The organism is Zeimonas arvi (assembly GCF_008039575.1).
Taxonomy (GTDB): domain Bacteria; phylum Pseudomonadota; class Gammaproteobacteria; order Burkholderiales; family Burkholderiaceae_E; genus Zeimonas; species Zeimonas arvi.
Window position 1 is genome coordinate 608,571 of record NZ_VDUY01000001.1, and the last position, 17,128, is coordinate 625,698.

Here is a 17,128-nt window from a genome sequence, read left to right on the forward strand (position 1 = left end):
CGGGTTCAGGGACCTGCCAGGGCCGGGGGCCGCGCTGCAGACGCGCAGGTCGTGCAGCAGGCCCGGTCAGCCGGCGGTGCGAGGCAAGAAGCTCAGTAGAGCTTCTTCGGCAGCATCTGGCTGCGGATGCGCTTGTAGTGACGCTTTACAGCGGCAGCTTTCTTGCGCTTGCGCTCGGCGGTCGGCTTCTCGTAGAACTCGCGCGCGCGAAGCTCGGTAATGATCCCGGCTTTCTCGATCGTGCGCTTGAATCGACGAAGCGCGACGTCGAACGGCTCGTTCTCCTTGACGCGGACTGTCGGCATTTAACTCTCACCCCCTTTCATAGAGCCCGACACGATAGCACAGACCCTGCCACTGCGCAAACCAGCGTGCGGCTGCGTTGCCACGCCGCCGCCGTTCGGCCGCCGGCGCCCTGCGCCTCTTGATGCGCGCCCGGCCTGTGCCTATAAATGAGGCAGTGTCGTTCGATTGGAGTCGCGCCATGACGTCGTCGATCGTTCCCGCCCCCGCGGATCCGCGCGCAAGCGGCGGCTCGCCGATCTCGATCGCCGGGTTCCGGAGGATCTACTCGACCTCGCAGGTCGAGTCCGCGCTCGGCGAACTGGGGCCGGGCGGCAACGAGGCGCTGAAGGGCGTCTACGAGAAGATGCTGCGCGCCGGCGGTGAGCGCTTCAGCGTGAAGCCGGGCGCGATGCCCGACTTCGACGGACTGGCCGCCGAGCTGCCCAACTTCGCCGAAGTCCTCGACGACCTGCGCAAACAGCTCGCGCTGTGCCTGGAGACCGACGATCCGGTGGAGCTGGCCCCCCTGCTGCTGCTGGGCGAGCCGGGCATCGGCAAGACCCACTTCGCGCGGCGCATCTCGCGACTGCTGGGCACCGGCTACGGATTCGTATCGATGAGCTCGCTGACCGCGGGCTGGATCCTGTCGGGCGCCTCGGCGCAGTGGCGCAATGCCCGGGCGGGCAAGGTCTTCGACACGCTGGTCAACGGCGACTACGCGAACCCGGTCATCGTGATCGACGAGATCGACAAGACGGCCACCGACGGGCAGTACGATCCGCTCGGCGCCCTGTACAGCCTCCTCGAGCCGGGCACCGCCGCCGAGTTCGTCGACGAGTTCGCCGAGATCCCGCTCGACTGCTCGGAGATCGTCTGGGTGGCCACGGCCAACGACGCGAGCCGGATTCCCGAGCCGATCCTGAACCGGATGAACGTCTACGAGATCGAACCGCCGGACCGCGAGGGCGCGCACCGGATCGCCCAGAGCCTGTACCGCGAGATCCGCGATTCGCACAGCTGGGGCGCGCAGTTCCCGGAGATGCTCGACGAGGCGGTGGCCGACAAGCTCGCCGCGGTGGCGCCGCGCGAGATGCGCCGGCAACTGGTCGGCGCCTTCGGCAACGCCAAGCTGGCGCGCCGCGACCGGCTGCTTCCCGAGGACCTGAACGCGGAGCGCTCGATGCGGCGGCAACGGATCGGCTTCTGACGCATCGCCTCCTTCGGGATTGCCTCCTGAGGGATCGCCTTCCGGACGGGGGCCGCCCGGCCGGCGAGGCTACCGCTGCGCGTTCGGCGGCGTCATAATTTGTCGATGGATTTCGCCGTTCCGCTCGACCTGAGGTCGATCTTCTTCGTTTCAGGCATCAGCAGCCTGCTGGGCGCCGCCTTCCTGTTCGGCATGCGGCCGCGCGACGGCGCGCTGCGCGAGGCCTTCGGCCTGTTCGCGGTGGCCGTCTCGATGATGGCGGCCGGATTCGTAGGCCTCGGCGCCGCCGGCATGCCCGAGACGGTCGCCGGGCGCGTGCTTTCCAACGTGCTGGTGAGCGGCTCCTCGGTCCTCATCTGGGGCGCCTGCAGCCGGCTGGCCGACCGCCCGGCGAAGCCGATGCTGATGCTGGTCTCGCTGGTCGTCCTGGCGGCGGCGCTGTTGCCGCTCAGCACCCAGGCCGGCATGCAGCCCCTGCGGCACCTGCTGGGCAGCGTCTGGGCGCTGGGTTTCCTGGGGCTCGCGCTGCGCCAGCTGCTTGCCGCGCCGCCCCGCGGGGACGCCCGCGCGATGCGACTGGCCACCGGCACGCTGGTGGTGTTCTGCCTGTTGCTGGTGATCCGGATCGCGGCGCTCTCGGTGGCCGGGCCGACCCCGCCAGCCGAACTCGAGCATCCCGGGATCGCCGTGGGCTGGTTCAACCTGGTCTTCGCGATGGTTCCGTTCGCGATCGCGATCGCCGCGCTGGCCATCTCGAACGCCCGCCTGACGGCGGAGCTGGCGCGGCTGGCCGGCACCGACGACCTCACCGGCCTGGTCTCACGCCGGCTGCTGTTCGAGCGCGGCGAGGCGATGCTGGCCCGCCTGCCCGCCGACGGCTGCCTGGCGGTGCTGATGATCGACCTGGACGACTTCAAGCGGGTCAACGACGCGCACGGGCACGCGGTGGGCGACGAGGTCCTGCGCCACGTCGCCCGGCTGCTGCGCGAGTCGCTGCGCGAGGATTCGCTGATCGTTCGCTACGGCGGCGACGAGTTCTGCGCGCTGGTGCCGGTGGCCAGCGAGGCGGCCGCCTTCGTGGTCGGCGAGCGGCTGCGCATCGCGATGGCCACCTCGCCCTACCTGCAGGTCGACCCGCCGATCATGATCACCGCCAGCGTGGGCGTGTCGGTGCATCGCCACGGCAGCTCGCTGCGCGAGCGGCTCGTCGAGGCCGACAAGCGCGCGTACAACGCCAAGGCGGGTGGCCGCAACCTGGTGGTCGGCGACCGGCCGATGCTCTGATCTCGCGCTCGCGTCGCTCCGACGCCGCACCTTGCCATCCATCGGCCCGTTCTTGCGCGAAACGGCGGCCGCTCCGAAGAATCTCCGGATGGCGAGCGCCTTCTTCGACATCCCGACCGTCTACCTGCTGACCGGCTTCAGCAGCCTGATGGCCGCCTGCATCCTGTTCTGGCTGCGCGGCGACCATCGCCATTCCGAGCCGGCGTTGACCGCCGTCGCCGCCTCGATCTTCATGCTGGGCCTGGGCTTCGCCTGCTTCGCCAACCCCGGAACCTGGCTGGGCGTCATCGGGCCCTCGTTCGGCTACGCGGCATTCGGCGTAGCCGGGGTGCTGCTCTGGCTCGGATCGGCCCACCTGTTCGGGGCGCAGCCGCGCCCGGTCGTCGCCGGGGTCGCGCTGGCCAGCTACCTGGCGCTGATCGCGATCCCGCACCAGCCGCTCGCCTCGCACGCGATGGCGCGGATCACGCTGAGCAGCGTCTTCATGATCCCCTTCCTGACGCTGGCGGCGCTCCACGCCCACCGCTCGCCCTGGGCGGCAAAGCTGCGCTCGGTGCGGCTGATGCGAAACATCCTGGCCGCCTACGCGGCGATCGTGACGATCCGGCTGGCGGCCTTCGTGATGCAGGACATCCCCCTGCTGTCCGACGGCAGCTCGCCGCCGGGCACCATGCGCCTGCTGTTCTCGCTGGCCTTTGGCTCGATCCCTTTCGCGATCACCGTGGTGGTGCTCAGCATCGCGAACTCGCAGCTGTCGAGCGAGCTGCGCCGGATGGCCGAGACCGATGACCTGACCGGCCTGGTGTCGCGCCGCTGGCTGAACGACTCCGCGCGCCACCTGCTCGACAGCCAGGATGACGGCCAGCTGCGGGCGCTGCTGATGATCGACCTGGACGATTTCAAGACGATCAACGACCGGTACGGCCACGCGGTCGGCGACGAGGTGCTGCGCCACGTGTCCGAAGTGCTGCGCCGCGAGCTGCGCGCAGGCGCGCTGATCGCCCGCTATGGCGGCGACGAGTTCTGCGCGCTGGTGCCGGTGGCCGGCGAGGCCGCGGCCTTCGTGATCGCCGAACGGCTGCGCGCGGCGATGGAGGCCAGCCCCTTCCACAAGGGGGCGACGCCGATCCCGATCACGCTGAGCATCGGGGTGACGATGCATCGCCAGGGCGCGACGCTCGCGCAACTGCTCGACGAAGCCGATCGCCGTGCCTATCGCGCGAAGGCCCGTGGCCGGAACCGGGTCGTCGGCGACGACCGCCTCGCAACGGCGTGATCGCGCGGCGCCTTGGCGCCGTCGCCCTGCAAGGCACGACATCCAGGGCCGGTGCGAGGCGGCAGCCCGCGTCCGGGCATTGTGCAAGCCGAGCGCCACCGAAAGAAATCTCGCGGGACCCGCTCGTAGGGGCGAAGCCCCTTACGAGGCGGGTGCGAGATTTCGAGGTGGGCGAGGGAAGCCCCGCCGCAGGCGGGGCCGCAGCGCTTGCCCGGACGCGGGCTGCCGCCTCGCACCGGCCCGGGCGCATGCTCCAATAGGACGAAGGCGCCAGGGCGCCGCGCGATCACGCCGTTGCGGATCGGCGGCCGATGGCCTGCCCGGCCAGGAAGCCCGATGACCAGGCCCACTGGAAGTTGTAGCCGCCGAGCCAGCCGGTGATGTCGACGACTTCGCCCACGAAATAGAGACCGGGCGCCTTGAACGACTGCATCGACCGCGGGTCGAGCTCGTCGGTGGCCACGCCGCCGGCCATGACTTCGGCTTTCCTGAAGCCTTCGGTGCCGGTGGGCACGATCTGCCAGTCGCGCAGCGCGGCGGCCACGGTGGCCAGTTCGCGGTCGGCAATCTCGGCCAGGCGCTTCGTGCAAAGCGCGGCGAAGCGTTCGTCGGCCAGCCAGCGCGCGGCCAGCCGCCGCGGCAGCAGGCCGGCGAGCGCGCCTGCCAGTTGTTGCCGGGTGGCGCGTTTGGCCTCGATCAGGCGCGCCGTGAGGTCGTTGCCCGCCGCCAGGTCGATCGCCAGCGGATCGCCGCGCTTCCAGAAGGTGGAGATCTGCAGCACCGCCGGGCCGGACAGGCCGCGGTGGGTGAACAGCAGGTCCTCGTCGAAGGCCGGCGCGCCGGGCGTGCCGGGTGCGCGGACGGTGACGGGCAGCGCGACGCCGGCCAGCTCGGCATAAGGCCGCCAGGCCTGGGCGTCGAAGGTCAGCGGCACCAGCGCCGGTCGCGGTTCGACGATGCGGTGGCCGAAGCGCCGCGCGATCCGCAGGCCCAGGTCGCTGGCGCCGGCCTTGGGGATCGCGAGCCCGCCGGTGGCGACCACCACGGCGTCGGCGCGCAGCTCGCCCGCCTCGCGGGTGCGGATCACGAAGCCGGCTTCCGGCTCCACGTCGTCGACCGTCACCGGCCGGAACCAGTGCACGCCGGCCGCGTCGCAGTCCTCGCGCAGCATCGCGATGATCCGCTCAGACGACTCGTCGCAGAAAAGCTGACCCTTGTGCTTTTCGTGGAAGGCGATGCCGCGCCGGCGCACCTGCTCGATGAAGCGCCCGGGGGGCAGCGCGCGCAACGCGTTGCGCGCGAAGGCCGGGTTCTCGCCGGCGAAACGGTCGACGCGGCCGGCGTCGAGATTGGTGAAGTTGCAGCGCCCGCCGCCGGAGATGCGGATCTTCTCGGCGAGCCGGGGCCAATGATCCAGCAGCGCCACGCGCAGGCCGCGCCGACCGGCCTGCGCGGCACAGTACATGCCCGCAGCGCCGGCACCGATCACGATCGCATCGAAGCGCTGGGCCATGGGCGCGGATTATCGCAGGCGTCGCCTGTGTCACAGGCGCTGACCGACATCCGGCCGCATGAGAAAATCCCGGCATGATCGTCCTCGGCATCGAAACCTCCTGCGACGAGACCGGCGTCGCGCTCCACTGCAGCGAACGCGGCCTGCTGGCCCAGGCGCTGCACTCGCAGATCGCGATGCACCAGCGCTACGGCGGCGTGGTGCCGGAGCTCGCCTCGCGCGACCACATCCGCCGCGTGCTGCCGCTCGCCCGCCAGGTGCTCGACGAAGCCGGGCTCGGCCTCTCCGACCTGAACGCAGTGGCCTACACCGCCGGCCCCGGACTGGCGGGCGCGCTGCTGGTGGGCGCGGGCGTGGGCGCCTCGCTGGCCTGGGCGCTGGGCGTGCCGGCCATCGGCGTGCACCACCTCGAGGGCCACCTGCTGTCGCCGCTGCTGGCGGTCGACCCGCCGGCCTTTCCCTTCGTGGCGCTGCTGGTCTCCGGCGGCCACACGCAGCTGATGGACGTGCAGGGCGTGGGCCGCTACGAGCTGCTGGGCGACACGCTGGACGACGCCGCCGGCGAGGCCTTCGACAAGAGCGCCAAGCTGCTCGGCCTGGGCTACCCGGGCGGGCCCGCCATCGCGAAGCTTGCCGAATCGGGCCGCCCCGGCCGCTACGAGTTGCCGCGCCCGATGCTGCGCTCGGGCGACCTGGACTTCAGCTTCAGCGGCCTGAAGACCGCGGTGCTCACGCTGGTGCGCCGCGAGCTCGACGAAGGCGCCGGCTCGGGCAACCCCGAGACCCGCGACCCGCGGCAGGTGCGCGCCGACATCGCCGCCGAGGTGCAGGCCGCGATCACCGACGTGCTGGTCGCCAAGTCCGTGAAGGCGCTGCAGCACGCGGGCCGCGAGACGCTGGTGGTGGCCGGCGGCGTCAGCGCCAACCGAAGGCTGCGCGAGCGGCTGGCGGCCGAGCAGGAACGCAGGCGATTCCGCGTGCACTTCCCCGAACTGGCGCTGTGCTCGGACAACGGCGCGATGATCGCCTTCGCCGGGGCGCTTCGCCTGGCGGCGCTGAAGGAGCGCGGCGAGCTGGCCGGCTTGAAGCCGCCGGAGGGCTTCCGGGTCCGGCCGCGCTGGCCGCTCGACGAGCTCGACGCCGCCTGATCGCGCCCGTGTCGCGGCGCGCCCCGGCTCAGGCCTGCGACGCGACGAGCCGCGCGGCCCCGCGCACGCCCGACGAGTCGCCGTGCCTGGCCCGCAGGAGGGGCGTGCGTGCCCGATCGGCGAACACCAGCCGCGGCAGGCGGCGCGGCACTTCCGCGTAGAGTTCGTCGACCCGGCTCAGGCCGCCGCCCAGCACGATCGCATCCGGGTCCAGCAGGTTGATCACGCCGGCCAGCGCGCGCGCCAGCCGGCCGAAATAGCGTTCGAGGCTCTCCGCAGCCATCCGGTCGCCGAATCGCATCGCGGCGACGACCGCCGAGGCATCGCGGTCGGGCGGCGAAGTGACGGCCCCTCGTTCACGATCGGCTGTCCGCTCGTGACCGGCGACCCAGGCATGATCGGCGGCCAGCGCCGGCCCGCTGAGCCAGGTCTCGATGCAGCCGCGCCGGCCGCACCAGCATCGCGGCCCGGGCAACTCGCCCTCGGCGAAGGGCCCGGGCAGCGGGTTGTGGCCCCATTCGCCGGCGATGCCGTTGGCGCCTTCGAGCAGGTGCCCGCGGACCACGATGCCGCCGCCGACCCCGGTGCCCAGGATCACGCCGAACACCACGCCCATGCCCGCCGCAGCGCCGTCGGTGGCCTCTGACAGCGCGAAGCAGTTGGCGTCGTTGGCGATGGCCACCGGCCGGCCCAGCGCCCGCGCCAGGTCGGCGCCCAGCGGCCGGCCGTTCAGCCAGGTGGAGTTCGCATTGCGCACCAGCCCGGTGTGCGGCGACAGCGAGCCCGGGATGCCGATCCCGATCGACGAGGCCGGCCCGCAGCGCGCCTCGGCCCGCCCGACCAGCGAAGCGATCGCCGCGAGCGTTGCGCCGTAGTCGCCGCGCGGAGAAGGAATGCGATGGCGAAAGGCCTCGCCCCCTGCCTCGTCGAGCGCGACGACCTCGGTCTTCGTGCCGCCCAGGTCGATGCCGATCCGCATCACGCGCCTAGCCCCTTCGCCCCGCTCCCTTGCCCCTTGCCTTCTCTTCTCGCTTCTCCCTTCCCTGCGTGCCCGCCTGACCCTTCTTCTCCCCGATCCGGCTCTCCTTGCCGGCCAGCAGGTTCTGGATGTTGGCGGAGTGCCGCCAGACCAGCAGCAGGCTCATCAGCACGACCGCCGCCGCGATCGGATCCGGGCGGAACAGGAACATGTACCAGAGGGGCGCGAAGACCGCCGAGACCAGCGCGGCCAGCGACGAGTAGCGGAAGAACCAGGCGATGAGGATCCAGGTGAGCAGCGTGCCCAGGCCAAGCAGCGGATGCAGGGCGATCAGCACGCCGGCGGCGGTGGCCACGCCCTTGCCGCCCTTGAATCCATGGAACACCGGGAACAGGTGGCCGACGAAGGCCGCCAGCGCCACCAGCGCGATGGTGCCGTCGCCGAAGCCCAGGCGATCGGCGAGCGCCTTCGCGATCAGCACCGCCGCGACGCCCTTCAGCGCGTCGCCCAGCAGCGTGAACAGGGCCGCCTTGCGATTGCCGGTGCGCAGCACGTTGGTGGCGCCCGGATTCTTCGAACCGTAGCTGCGCGGGTCGGCCAGGCCCATCGCCTTGCTGACGACGACCGCGAACGACACCGAGCCGATCAGATAGGCGGCAACGACCGCCAGCACGCTGTAGAGCGCTTCCATGCTCCCCCCTGGATCCGCGACGGGCGCCGACGCCGCGCCCGTCTTGCCGACTCAGTCGGCGAGCGCGCAGTTTACCGGCTGCGCGCGCAGCAGATCGACCAGCACCCGCGGCTCGAGCGACACCAGGAATCCGCGCCGCCCGCCGTTGATCCATATCTTCGGCAACTCGAGCACCGTGGCCTCCACGTAGACCGGCATCGCCTTGCGGGTGGCGAAGGGCGAGGTGCCGCCCACCAGGTAGCCCGAATGCCGCTGCGCGACGTCGGGCGCGCAGGGTTCGATGCTCTTGCGACCGGCCTGCCGCGCGAGGTTCTTGGTGGACACCTTGCGATCGCCGTGCATCAGCACGATCAGCGGCTTGCCGGCCTCGTCCTGCATGACCAGGGTCTTCACGACCGCGTGCTCGTCCACGCCGAGCTGGCGGGCCGACTCGCCGGTGCCGCCGTGCTCGACGTAGTCGTAGGGATGCTCGCCAAAGGCCACCCGATGCTTGCGCAGCAGCTGGGTGGCCGGAGTCTCGGAAACGTGCCTGGCCATCGCTGCCTCAGGCCCCGGACGCCACGGCAGCCGCCACGGGCGCGGGCCACGGGTAGAGGCCGCGCACCCGCGCGTGCAGTCGTGCGATGCCGAGCAAGGCCTCGATGTCGGGCGTGGGCACCCCGACCGCGCTGCCGATCTCGGCCACGATCGCCACCAGCGCGTCGAGCTCCACCGCCTTGCCGGCGTCGACGTCCTGCAGCATCGAGGTGCGGAAGGCGCCGAGCTTGCGCGTGACCTCGTGGCGCTGCTCGGGCGTGATCGGAATGGGCAGGCCGATCCGCTCGCCGATCGCGGCCGCCTCGCGCATCGCGCGCGAGATGAAGCCCCTGACCAGCGGGTCGTCGAGGATGCGGTCGGCAGTGGCGCCGGTGATCGCGGAGATCGGGTTCATCGTCATGTTGCCCCACAGCTTGAACCAGACGTCCTGCTGGATCCGTTGCGAGACCTCGACCTCGAATCCGCCGTCACGCAGCGCCTGCGCGGCGCGCGCGCACCGCTCGCTGACACCGCCCTGCGGCTCGCCGAGGATCAGCCGATTGCCCTGCCCGTGCCTGACCACGCCGGGGGCGGGCATCGCGCAGGAGAAGTGCACCACGGCGCCCAGCACCCGCCGGGCCGGAATCGCGGCCGCGATGCGGCCGCCCGCGTCGATCGCCTGCCATTCGCGGCCCGCCAGCGCCTCGTCGAGCCCGTGGAAGAACCACCAGGGCACGCCGTTCATCGCAGAAAGCACCGCTGTGTCGGGGCCGAGCAGCGGGCCGATCCGCTGCGCCACATCGGCGAGGCCGGTGGTCTTGACGCTGAGCACGACCAGATCCTGCTCGCCGAGTTCGGCCGCATCGTCGGACACCCGGAGCTGCAGCCGCGTCTCGCGCGGGCGATCTTCGGCACCCTCGAGCAGCGCGAGGCCGTCCTGCCTGACATGCTCGAGCGTGGCGCCGCGCGCCAGCGCGCTCACCTGGTGTCCTCCGGCGACGAGCCGCGCGGCGAGAAGGCCGCCCACGGCGCCGAGGCCGACGATGCCGATGCGCATGAATCGATGTCTCCGAGAACGAAAAGTCAAAAGCCCGGCCGACGGGACCGCCGGGCGACGACCGCCACGCCCTTCGACGGCGCGACCACGGCACGATTCTATCGGCCGCGCGATGCACCGCCGTTCGTCGGACGGTGCGGCGCATTCGACGACCCGATGCAAGTATCCCGCCCACGCGCCCGGGCGCCGACTTACGATGGAACCCGGCCGACCCGTCTGGACGGCCGCGACCCACCACAACGGAGAGGAAAGCTGCCAACGGCCCGGAACTCGCCAGCCGCCGGCCCTACCGCGCCGAGAGATCGGGCCGGTGACCACGACGCGCGCGTCGTGAGGATCCTGCTCTTGCTCGTCACGACGCTGGTGCTCGCCGCGGCCCTCTTCGGCTACCTGACCGGCGACACGACGCCGGCCCGCCTCGCGATCCGCCTGATGTTCGCGGGCGTGACCGCGGTCGGGCTGGTCGCGCTTCGCCTGGGCGGCGCCACGCTGGCGGTCGGCGTCTTCCTCTACGGCAGCCTGGCGCTGAGCCTGGCCGATGCCTTGCTGCTCGGGGGCATCCGCGCGCCTTCCCTGCTGGCGCTTTCGGCGCTGCCCGCGATCGCAGGCTGGTTCATCGGCTGGCGCGCCGGGATGCTCGTCGCCTTCTCGGCCGGCGTCGGCGCCTGCGCCGTGGCCTGGCTCGAGCACACGCAGCGGATCGCCCTCGACGCGACCGGGCCCGCCGATCACCTGCTCACGCTCGCAGTGATGCTGCCCGTCTCGGCCTTCGTCGGCCTGCACGCGCACCGCCGCTTCCTGAGGCAGCTGCGGGTGGCGCGCGAGAACGCGCGGCGGATTCGCGAGGAGCTCGACACCCGCCACCGGATCCAGCGCGACCTGCAGGCGCGCAACAGCGAACTGCAGCTGATCCACCGGCTCTCGGCGCGGATCCAGAGCATTCGCGACGTGGAGGCGATCATGCGGGTGGCGATCGACACCATCGTCGAGGTGGCCGGCGCCGAGCAGGTGACCACCTACCTGATGGCCCCGGACGGCCGGGACATGAAGCTGGTGGCGAGCCACGGCTTCGATGCCGGGTTCGAGCACACCGCGGCCCGGTTCACGCTGCAGGGCAGCTGGAGCGAGCGAGCCTTCCGGGAAGGACGGCCGCTGATCGCCGCCGACCTGGCCGCCGAGCACCTGTACACGCCGGCGATCCGCGAGGCGCTCACCGCGCGCGGCCTGGCCGGGGCCGCCCTGCTGCCGCTCACCGAACAGGGCGCGCCGCTGGGCTGCGTCGCGCTGTTCTATCGCGCCGGCGTGGTCGAGCGCTTCGGGCCGGGCCGCACCGCGAGCCTCGAGGCGGTGGCCCGCACGCTGTCGATGGCGATCGCGAGCGCGCGCCACCTGCAGCACCTGCTCTATCGCGCGCGCCACGACTCGCTGACCGGGCTGCCCAACCGGATCGTCCTGCACGAGACCTTCGACGGCCTCGCCGACCGGCTGCGCGCCGGCGCCCAGCCGGCGGTCATGCTGCTCGACCTCGACCGGTTCAAGGAGATCAACGACACCCTGGGGCACGAGGTCGGCGACGATCTCCTGAGCGCGATCGCGCGGCGGCTCGAGCGCGTGGCGGGGCACGAGGACGCGCTGACCTGCCGCTTGGGCGGCGACGAGTTCGCGGTCCTGTTGCGCGACGCGGAATCCCCCGATGCGGCGCTCGAGCGCGCCCACCGGATCCGCGACGCGCTCGAGCGCCCCTTCGACATCGGCGGCATGAGCCTGAAGATCGGCGCGAGCCTCGGGCTGGCCCTGTACCCCGAGCACGGCGCCAACAGCCACCAGCTGCTGCGCGCCGCCGACGTGGCGATGTACCGGGCCAAGCACCACGGCCTGGGCGTGAGCCTCTACGACCGGCGCACCGACACCCACTCGGCCGACAAGCTGCTGCTGCTCGCCGAGCTCACCGAGGCGCTCGACGAAGGCCAGCTGGTGCTGCACTTCCAGCCCGAGAAGGAGCTGCGCACCGGCCGGATCATGGGCGTGGAGGCGCTCGTGCGCTGGCGTCACCCCAAGCGCGGCTTCCTCGCCCCGGGCGAGTTCGTGCCGCTGGTCGAGGCGAGCGAGCTGATCCACCCCTTCACCCGGGCCGTGCTCGCGATGGCGATGCAGGCCTGCCGGAGGCTCCGGCGCGAGGGCTTCGCCTGCCCGATGGCCCTGAATCTCTCGGCGCGCAACCTGGTCGACGACCGATGCGTGCAGGACATCGAACGCCAGCTCCGCGCGCACGAGCTGTCGGGCCCGGACATCGTGGTCGAGCTGACCGAAACGGCGATCATGCACGACACCACGCAGGTCGCGGAGCTGCTCGACCGGCTCGACCGGCAGGGCGTGGGCCTGGCGCTCGACGACTTCGGCACCGGCTTCTCCTCGCTGGCCAACCTCAAGCGGCTGCCGCTGGACTTCCTGAAGATCGACGGTTCCTTCGTGCGCGACATGACCACCGACGAGCAGGACGCGATCATCGTGCGCTCGACGATCACCCTCGCGCACAACCTGGGCAAGAAGGTCATCGCCGAGGGCGTGGAGAATGCCGCCGCCGAGCGGCTGCTGCGCGAGATGGGCTGCGACATCGTGCAGGGCTACCACCTGGCCCGCCCGATGCCGCTCGACGAGCTCATCGAGTGGATGCACCTCCACGAGGCAATGCGCCTGTCGCCGGAGCCCCTGCTGCTGAGCTCCTAGGCCCTGTACCCCGGATCCAGCCGGTCCACCTGCCGCTCATCGACAGCCCGCCTTGCGAGCGGGCCACCGCCATGCCGGCGGTGGTGTGCGTGTGCATCACGCAGTGCGCGCCGGCCACGCCTTCGTGGATCGCCGCGTGCACCGTGAAGCCAGCCGGGTTCACCGGCCAGTCGGGGCGCGCGAGGGGCGCACAGGACAGCACCTTCTCGCAGTGACGCGGGTGGATCAGCGGTCCGACCTCGGTGGTCGGGTCGAGCGGATGGCCGACGCGGATCCTCTTCACGCGCTCGAGGCTGGGCCGCGGATCGGACTCGCGCAGCTCGAGCGTGAGGCCCAGCGGCGACTCGGCGAACAGCGCCTGCGTGTGCGCGACCAGCGCGTCGAACACCGCGCAGGCGGCGAGCGTGGTCTCCTGAAGGCGATCGGCCCGCCGCTGCGGCGCGAACCGCTCGCGGAGATTCACCGAGTACTCGACGACGATGCGGGGCATCGACTCCTCCTGCCTGGCCCGCCGTGCGACCGCAGCCGGAACGAGGCTTCCTGTTCGATTGCTTAACATGTCAATTGAAAGCCCGGTCGGCCGCCACGACGGCATCACCGCACCACGCGCAGCGCGCCGGGCAGCACCCGCACCGCAAGCGAGGTCGTCTCGCCCAGCGGCTCGCCGTCGGCTGCGATCGGGATCGGCGCATCGGCCTCGATCGCAAGCTCCGCGAACTGCGCAGCCAGCACCCGCGGATGCCCGAGATGGCGCCCGAGCAGCAGCCTGGGCAGCATCGCCAGCGCGCCCGCCCGGCCGAAGCGGCCGGCGACCACGGCATCGAGCACGCCGTCGTCGATGCGGGCCGCCGGCGCGATCGGCATGCCGGAGCCATAGCTGGGCGTGTTCAGGCAGGCCGCAAACAGCGCCTCGCCCTCGTGCAGCAGGCGGCGGTCGGCCAGGACCCTGATCCGGCAGGACTTCAGTGCGACGAGTTCGGCCAAGGTGGCGACCAGGTATCGGGGCATGCCACCGACCCAGCCCGGCACCGCGAGCGCGCGCCGGGACACCGCGGCGTCGAAGCCGGCCGACAGGCTGGAGGCGAAAGGAACGGCCCCCGCCGGCATACGCAGCTCGCCCACGTCGCAGGGGAGGGCCGGCGCGCGCAGCGCCCGCGCGAGCGCGGCCTCGAGGCCGAGTCCGAACACGCCCAGGGCGCGCGCGAAATCGTTGCCAGTGCCGACCGGCACCAGCCCCAGCTCGAGCCGGCCGGCCAGCAAAGCCGGCAACAGACGGTGGACGCTGCCGTCGCCGCCGACCAGGACCGCCCGGCTGCCCGGCGACAAGCCGGCCAGCCGGCTGCGGAGCTCGTCGGGCCCGGCCGCCAGGACCGGCGTGCCCGGCGCGTGGCGCGAAAGCCAGGCCCGAATCGGCTCGACCAGCTTCGCCGCCCGCCCGCCGGCGGCCCTGGGGTTGACGATGACGATGGCAGTGGCAGTCATGGCCGGGCCGGACGAACGGGAAGTCGCCGACGATAGCAGGCGAGCCGACACGACGGCCAGCGGCGATCGAGGTGCCGGGGCCGGAATCGAACTGCGCGAGCGGAGGAAGCGATGGAAAGGCGCGGGAGCGGGGGGCCGCCAGTTGGTTCGCATGCGAAGCGATGAAACTGATCAGCTTCGAGCATTCCGGGCGCGCCTCCTTCGGCGCGGTGGTCGAGACCGCTGTCGACGGCTCCGCGCCGCCCGCGGGCTGGCACGCCGAGGCGGCGGTCGTGGACCTGGGCGCGCGCCTGCCCCGATATGCCGACCTGCGCGCGGGCGACCTGACGCTGTGCCGGCCCATCCCCTTCCCCGAGAAGATCGTCTGCGTCGGCATCGACTACGCCGAGCGCAACGAGGCGTACCAGGACGTCAGCGAGCGCCCGAAGTACCCGAGCCTGTTCATGCGCGCCCCCGATTCGCTGGTCGCGCACGGCGCGACCATCCTGCGCCCGCCCGAGTCCGCGCAGCTCGACTACGGGGGCGAGATCGCGATCGTGATCGGCAAGGGCGCGCGCTTCGACCCGCCCCGCTGGCTGGTGCCCGGCGACACGATCGAGGTCGAGGTGGACGGCATCGGGATGCCGAGCAACGCGGTCGGCGATGAAGCGGCCTGACGGGACGCCGCCGGCCGGCAAGTCGACGGCGCCGCTGCGCGACTTCTCGCAATCGCTGCCGATGCTGCTGCGCAGCCACCAGGCGGTGATGGCCGAGTTCAGGCCGATCCTGCGCGAGCGCGGCATCACCGAGACGCAGTGGCGCGTCCTGCGCGCGCTGACCACCGCCGAGTCGCTGCGCGCCAGCCAGCTCGCGGCGCTGACCCTGATCAGCGGCCCCAGCCTGACGCGGATCCTCAAGGCGCTCGAGCAGAGGCGGCTGATCTCTCGCGGCGCCGAGGCCGACGACCAGCGCGCCGCCCGGATCGCGATCTCGGCGGCAGGCCGGCGCCTGATCGCCACGGTGGCGCCCCACTCGGAGGCGCGCTACCGCGCGATCGGCGAGCGCATCGGCGCCGACCGCATGGACCAGCTCTACGCACTGCTCGGAGAACTTCCAGAACGTTTGCGCCGGGTCAAAGGCGTGCGGTAAGGCCTTCCGGCCGGCCTGCTCGGCAAACCGCTACGTGCTGGCCTCGATCGCGGCCTGCGCGGTGCTGCAGCGGCTGCATACGCATACGCCGGTCATGCACGCGATCTTCGGCTCGGCGCGCCTCTCGCCGGGGGAGTGGCTGCGGGCCATCGGCGCCGGCCTGCTGGTCTTCGTGGTCGAGGAGATCGAGAAGGCGGTGATCCGGCGGATGGGCGTGGCGACAGGCCGGCGGATAGGCCTTCTGGCCGATGGCGGGCCGCGATAGACTGGTGCAGCATGTCTGCAACAGGGACTTACGCCAGATGAACGCCGTCATCGAGCCCACCCGGCACAAGCTGTCGATCGACGACTACATGCGCCTCGGCGAGGCAGGTGTCCTTGCGCCCGACGCTCGCGTCGAGCTGATCGAAGGAGACCTGATCGACATGCCCCCGATCGGACCCGGCCACATGTCGGTAACCAATCGCCTGAACCGCCTGTTGATTCGGCGGGCGGGCGACGGCGCGATCGTCTCGGTCGCGCACCCGATGAGCCTTCCGCCCTGGTCGATGCCGCAGCCGGACTTCATGTTGCTGGCGCCTCGCCCCGACGACTACGCGTCGGCCCACCCGGGTTCGGCCGATGTGCTGCTGGCGATCGAGGTCGCCGACTCGTCGCTGCGCTACGACCGGAACACCAAGGCGCGGCTGTACGCCGGGCATGGCGTCGCCGAATACTGGATCGTCGAGGTCGGCGCGCGCCGGCTGCACCGATTCCTTGGTCCGCTGGCGGCCGACGCATCCTGGGCCTCCTCGGAAACGCTCGAGGCGCCCTTCTCCGTCGCGCCGCGGGCCTTGCCCAGGCTCGTGCTGCGCTCCGACGAGATCTGGCCCCGCACGGTAAGCAGCTGAATGCCGCGGCGGCTGGCGCCCGGCTGCGGGCCCCGGATCAGCCGCGAGGATGATGCTTCGCGTGCAGCGCCTTGAGCCGCTCGCGCGCCACGTGCGTGTAGATCTGGGTGGTCGAGATGTCGGCGTGACCGAGCAGCATCTGGACCACCCGCAGGTCAGCGCCGTGATTGAGCAGGTGCGTGGCGAAGGCATGGCGCAGCACGTGCGGCGACAGCGGCGCGTGGATGCCGGCTTCACGGGCGTAGCGCTTGACCAGGTTCCAGAACATCTGCCGGCTCATCGGCCCGCCCAGCCGGGTCACGAAGATCGCGTCGCTGGGCCGCGCGCCCAGCAGTTCGCGCCGGCCTTCGGCCAGCCAGCGCGCGATCCAGTCGCGGGCCTCGTCGCCCAGCGGCACCAGGCGCTCCTTGTCGCCCTTGCCCACGATGCGCACCACGCCCTCGTTCAGGCCGACCTCGACGGTGCGCAGCCCCACCAGCTCGGACACGCGCAGGCCGGTCGCGTACAGGGTTTCCAGCATCGCGCGGTCGCGCTGGCCCAGCGCGCTGTCGGTGTCGGGCGCCGCGAGCAGGGCCTCGACCTGCTGCTCGGACAAGGTCTTCGGGAAGCGCGGCGCCTGGCGGGCCGACCGGATGTGGAGCGTGGGGTCGTCTTCGCGCCGGCGCTCGCGCACCAGCCACCGATAGAAGCGCCGGAACACGGTGAGCCGCCGGTTCGCGCTGGTCGCCTTCGACGCGGGGTGGCGCGCGGCGATGTAGCGCTGCAGCTCGCTCGCCCCGGCGTCGGCCAGCGGGGGCGCCGATTCGGCCCGCAGCCAGTGCGCGTAGAGCAGGAGGTCGCGCCGGTAGGCGTCCAGCGTGTTCCTGGCCAGTCCGTCCTCGAGCCAGAGGGCCTCGCAGAAGGCCTCCACGAGCCGCGAGGAATCCTCGGCCGCTCGCTCCATGG

The 17,128-nt window shown here is 71.9% G+C and carries 16 protein-coding genes and 2 pseudogenes; 9 read left to right on the forward strand and 9 right to left on the reverse strand.

What is annotated here, in order from left to right; all coding sequences use genetic code 11:
- Positions 1 to 92: 92 nt before the first annotated feature.
- Positions 93 to 305, reverse strand: a complete 213-nt coding sequence (rpsU, locus tag FHP08_RS02835) for a 30S ribosomal protein S21 (protein WP_147702773.1) — start codon at positions 303 to 305, stop codon at positions 93 to 95.
- Positions 306 to 484: 179 nt separating this feature from the next.
- Here rpsU and FHP08_RS02840 point away from each other — a divergent pair, with 179 nt between their 5' ends.
- From FHP08_RS02840 to FHP08_RS02850, 3 genes are all read left to right on the forward strand, one after another.
- Entirely contained in the window at positions 485 to 1,492 is a 1,008-nt protein-coding gene (locus FHP08_RS02840) for an AAA family ATPase (RefSeq protein WP_147702774.1), read from the forward strand.
- 105 nt (positions 1,493 to 1,597) lie between these two features.
- Positions 1,598 to 2,776: a GGDEF domain-containing protein gene (locus tag FHP08_RS02845; RefSeq protein ID WP_147702775.1), complete on the forward strand. Its 1,179-nt coding sequence runs from the start codon at positions 1,598 to 1,600 to the stop codon at positions 2,774 to 2,776.
- Between the two features lie 88 nt (positions 2,777 to 2,864).
- Positions 2,865 to 4,052 carry a GGDEF domain-containing protein gene (locus FHP08_RS02850; RefSeq protein ID WP_147702776.1) on the forward strand — a complete coding sequence of 396 codons (1,188 nt, stop codon included), beginning with the start codon at positions 2,865 to 2,867 and terminating at the stop codon, positions 4,050 to 4,052.
- A gap of 286 nt (positions 4,053 to 4,338) precedes the next feature.
- On the opposite strand, the gene FHP08_RS02855 is transcribed toward FHP08_RS02850, so the two are convergent.
- Positions 4,339 to 5,565, reverse strand: coding sequence for a BaiN/RdsA family NAD(P)/FAD-dependent oxidoreductase (locus FHP08_RS02855; protein WP_147702777.1), 1,227 nt, complete (start codon positions 5,563 to 5,565; stop codon positions 4,339 to 4,341).
- A gap of 74 nt (positions 5,566 to 5,639) precedes the next feature.
- Between FHP08_RS02855 and tsaD the strand changes: the two genes are divergently transcribed.
- Positions 5,640 to 6,713, forward strand: coding sequence for a tRNA (adenosine(37)-N6)-threonylcarbamoyltransferase complex transferase subunit TsaD (tsaD, locus tag FHP08_RS02860; protein WP_147702778.1), 1,074 nt, complete (start codon positions 5,640 to 5,642; stop codon positions 6,711 to 6,713).
- Between the two features lie 28 nt (positions 6,714 to 6,741).
- On the opposite strand, the gene FHP08_RS02865 is transcribed toward tsaD, so the two are convergent.
- The 4 genes from FHP08_RS02865 to FHP08_RS02880 are packed head-to-tail and all read right to left on the reverse strand — an operon-like array spanning position 6,742 to position 9,956.
- Positions 6,742 to 7,692: an ROK family protein gene (locus FHP08_RS02865; protein ID WP_147702779.1), complete on the reverse strand. Its 951-nt coding sequence runs from the start codon at positions 7,690 to 7,692 to the stop codon at positions 6,742 to 6,744.
- A gap of 7 nt (positions 7,693 to 7,699) precedes the next feature.
- Positions 7,700 to 8,383, reverse strand: a complete 684-nt coding sequence (plsY, locus tag FHP08_RS02870) for a glycerol-3-phosphate 1-O-acyltransferase PlsY (protein WP_147702780.1) — start codon at positions 8,381 to 8,383, stop codon at positions 7,700 to 7,702.
- Between the two features lie 51 nt (positions 8,384 to 8,434).
- Entirely contained in the window at positions 8,435 to 8,920 is a 486-nt protein-coding gene (gene ybaK / locus FHP08_RS02875; protein WP_147702781.1) for a Cys-tRNA(Pro) deacylase, read from the reverse strand.
- Positions 8,921 to 8,927: 7 nt separating this feature from the next.
- Entirely contained in the window at positions 8,928 to 9,956 is a 1,029-nt protein-coding gene (locus FHP08_RS02880; protein WP_147702782.1) for a 2-dehydropantoate 2-reductase, read from the reverse strand.
- A gap of 330 nt (positions 9,957 to 10,286) precedes the next feature.
- On the opposite strand from FHP08_RS02880, the gene FHP08_RS02885 reads away from it, so the two are divergent.
- Positions 10,287 to 12,683, forward strand: a complete 2,397-nt coding sequence (locus FHP08_RS02885; protein ID WP_147702783.1) for a putative bifunctional diguanylate cyclase/phosphodiesterase — start codon at positions 10,287 to 10,289, stop codon at positions 12,681 to 12,683.
- Positions 12,684 to 12,705: 22 nt separating this feature from the next.
- On the opposite strand, the pseudogene FHP08_RS02890 reads toward FHP08_RS02885, so the two are convergent.
- Both FHP08_RS02890 and FHP08_RS02895 read right to left on the reverse strand, forming a co-directional pair.
- A pseudogene (locus tag FHP08_RS02890) lies at positions 12,706 to 12,852 on the reverse strand (class II aldolase/adducin family protein); the annotation flags it as partial.
- 425 nt (positions 12,853 to 13,277) lie between these two features.
- Entirely contained in the window at positions 13,278 to 14,165 is an 888-nt protein-coding gene (locus FHP08_RS02895) for a diacylglycerol/lipid kinase family protein (RefSeq protein ID WP_187272143.1), read from the reverse strand.
- Positions 14,166 to 14,326: 161 nt separating this feature from the next.
- Here FHP08_RS02895 and FHP08_RS02900 point away from each other — a divergent pair, with 161 nt between their 5' ends.
- The 4 genes and pseudogenes from FHP08_RS02900 to FHP08_RS02915 all read left to right on the forward strand — a co-directional run bounded on the left by FHP08_RS02900 (position 14,327) and on the right by FHP08_RS02915 (position 16,183).
- Positions 14,327 to 14,821 carry a fumarylacetoacetate hydrolase family protein gene (locus tag FHP08_RS02900; RefSeq protein ID WP_147702785.1) on the forward strand — a complete coding sequence of 165 codons (495 nt, stop codon included), beginning with the start codon at positions 14,327 to 14,329 and terminating at the stop codon, positions 14,819 to 14,821.
- Positions 14,808 to 15,293 (forward strand): homoprotocatechuate degradation operon regulator HpaR, encoded by a 486-nt coding sequence (gene hpaR / locus FHP08_RS02905; protein WP_147702786.1) that lies wholly within the window; start codon positions 14,808 to 14,810, stop codon positions 15,291 to 15,293. The genes FHP08_RS02900 and hpaR overlap by 14 nt, the downstream gene beginning before the upstream one ends.
- A 10-nt stretch (positions 15,294 to 15,303) precedes the next feature.
- A pseudogene (locus FHP08_RS02910) lies at positions 15,304 to 15,558 on the forward strand (cation transporting ATPase C-terminal domain-containing protein); the annotation flags it as partial.
- 37 nt (positions 15,559 to 15,595) lie between these two features.
- Positions 15,596 to 16,183 carry a Uma2 family endonuclease gene (locus tag FHP08_RS02915; protein ID WP_187272144.1) on the forward strand — a complete coding sequence of 196 codons (588 nt, stop codon included), beginning with the start codon at positions 15,596 to 15,598 and terminating at the stop codon, positions 16,181 to 16,183.
- Between the two features lie 37 nt (positions 16,184 to 16,220).
- Here the strand turns inward: FHP08_RS02915 and xerD are convergent, their stop codons facing one another.
- Positions 16,221 to 17,126, reverse strand: a complete 906-nt coding sequence (gene xerD, locus FHP08_RS02920; RefSeq protein ID WP_147702789.1) for a site-specific tyrosine recombinase XerD — start codon at positions 17,124 to 17,126, stop codon at positions 16,221 to 16,223.
- Positions 17,127 to 17,128: the final 2 nt, after the last annotated feature.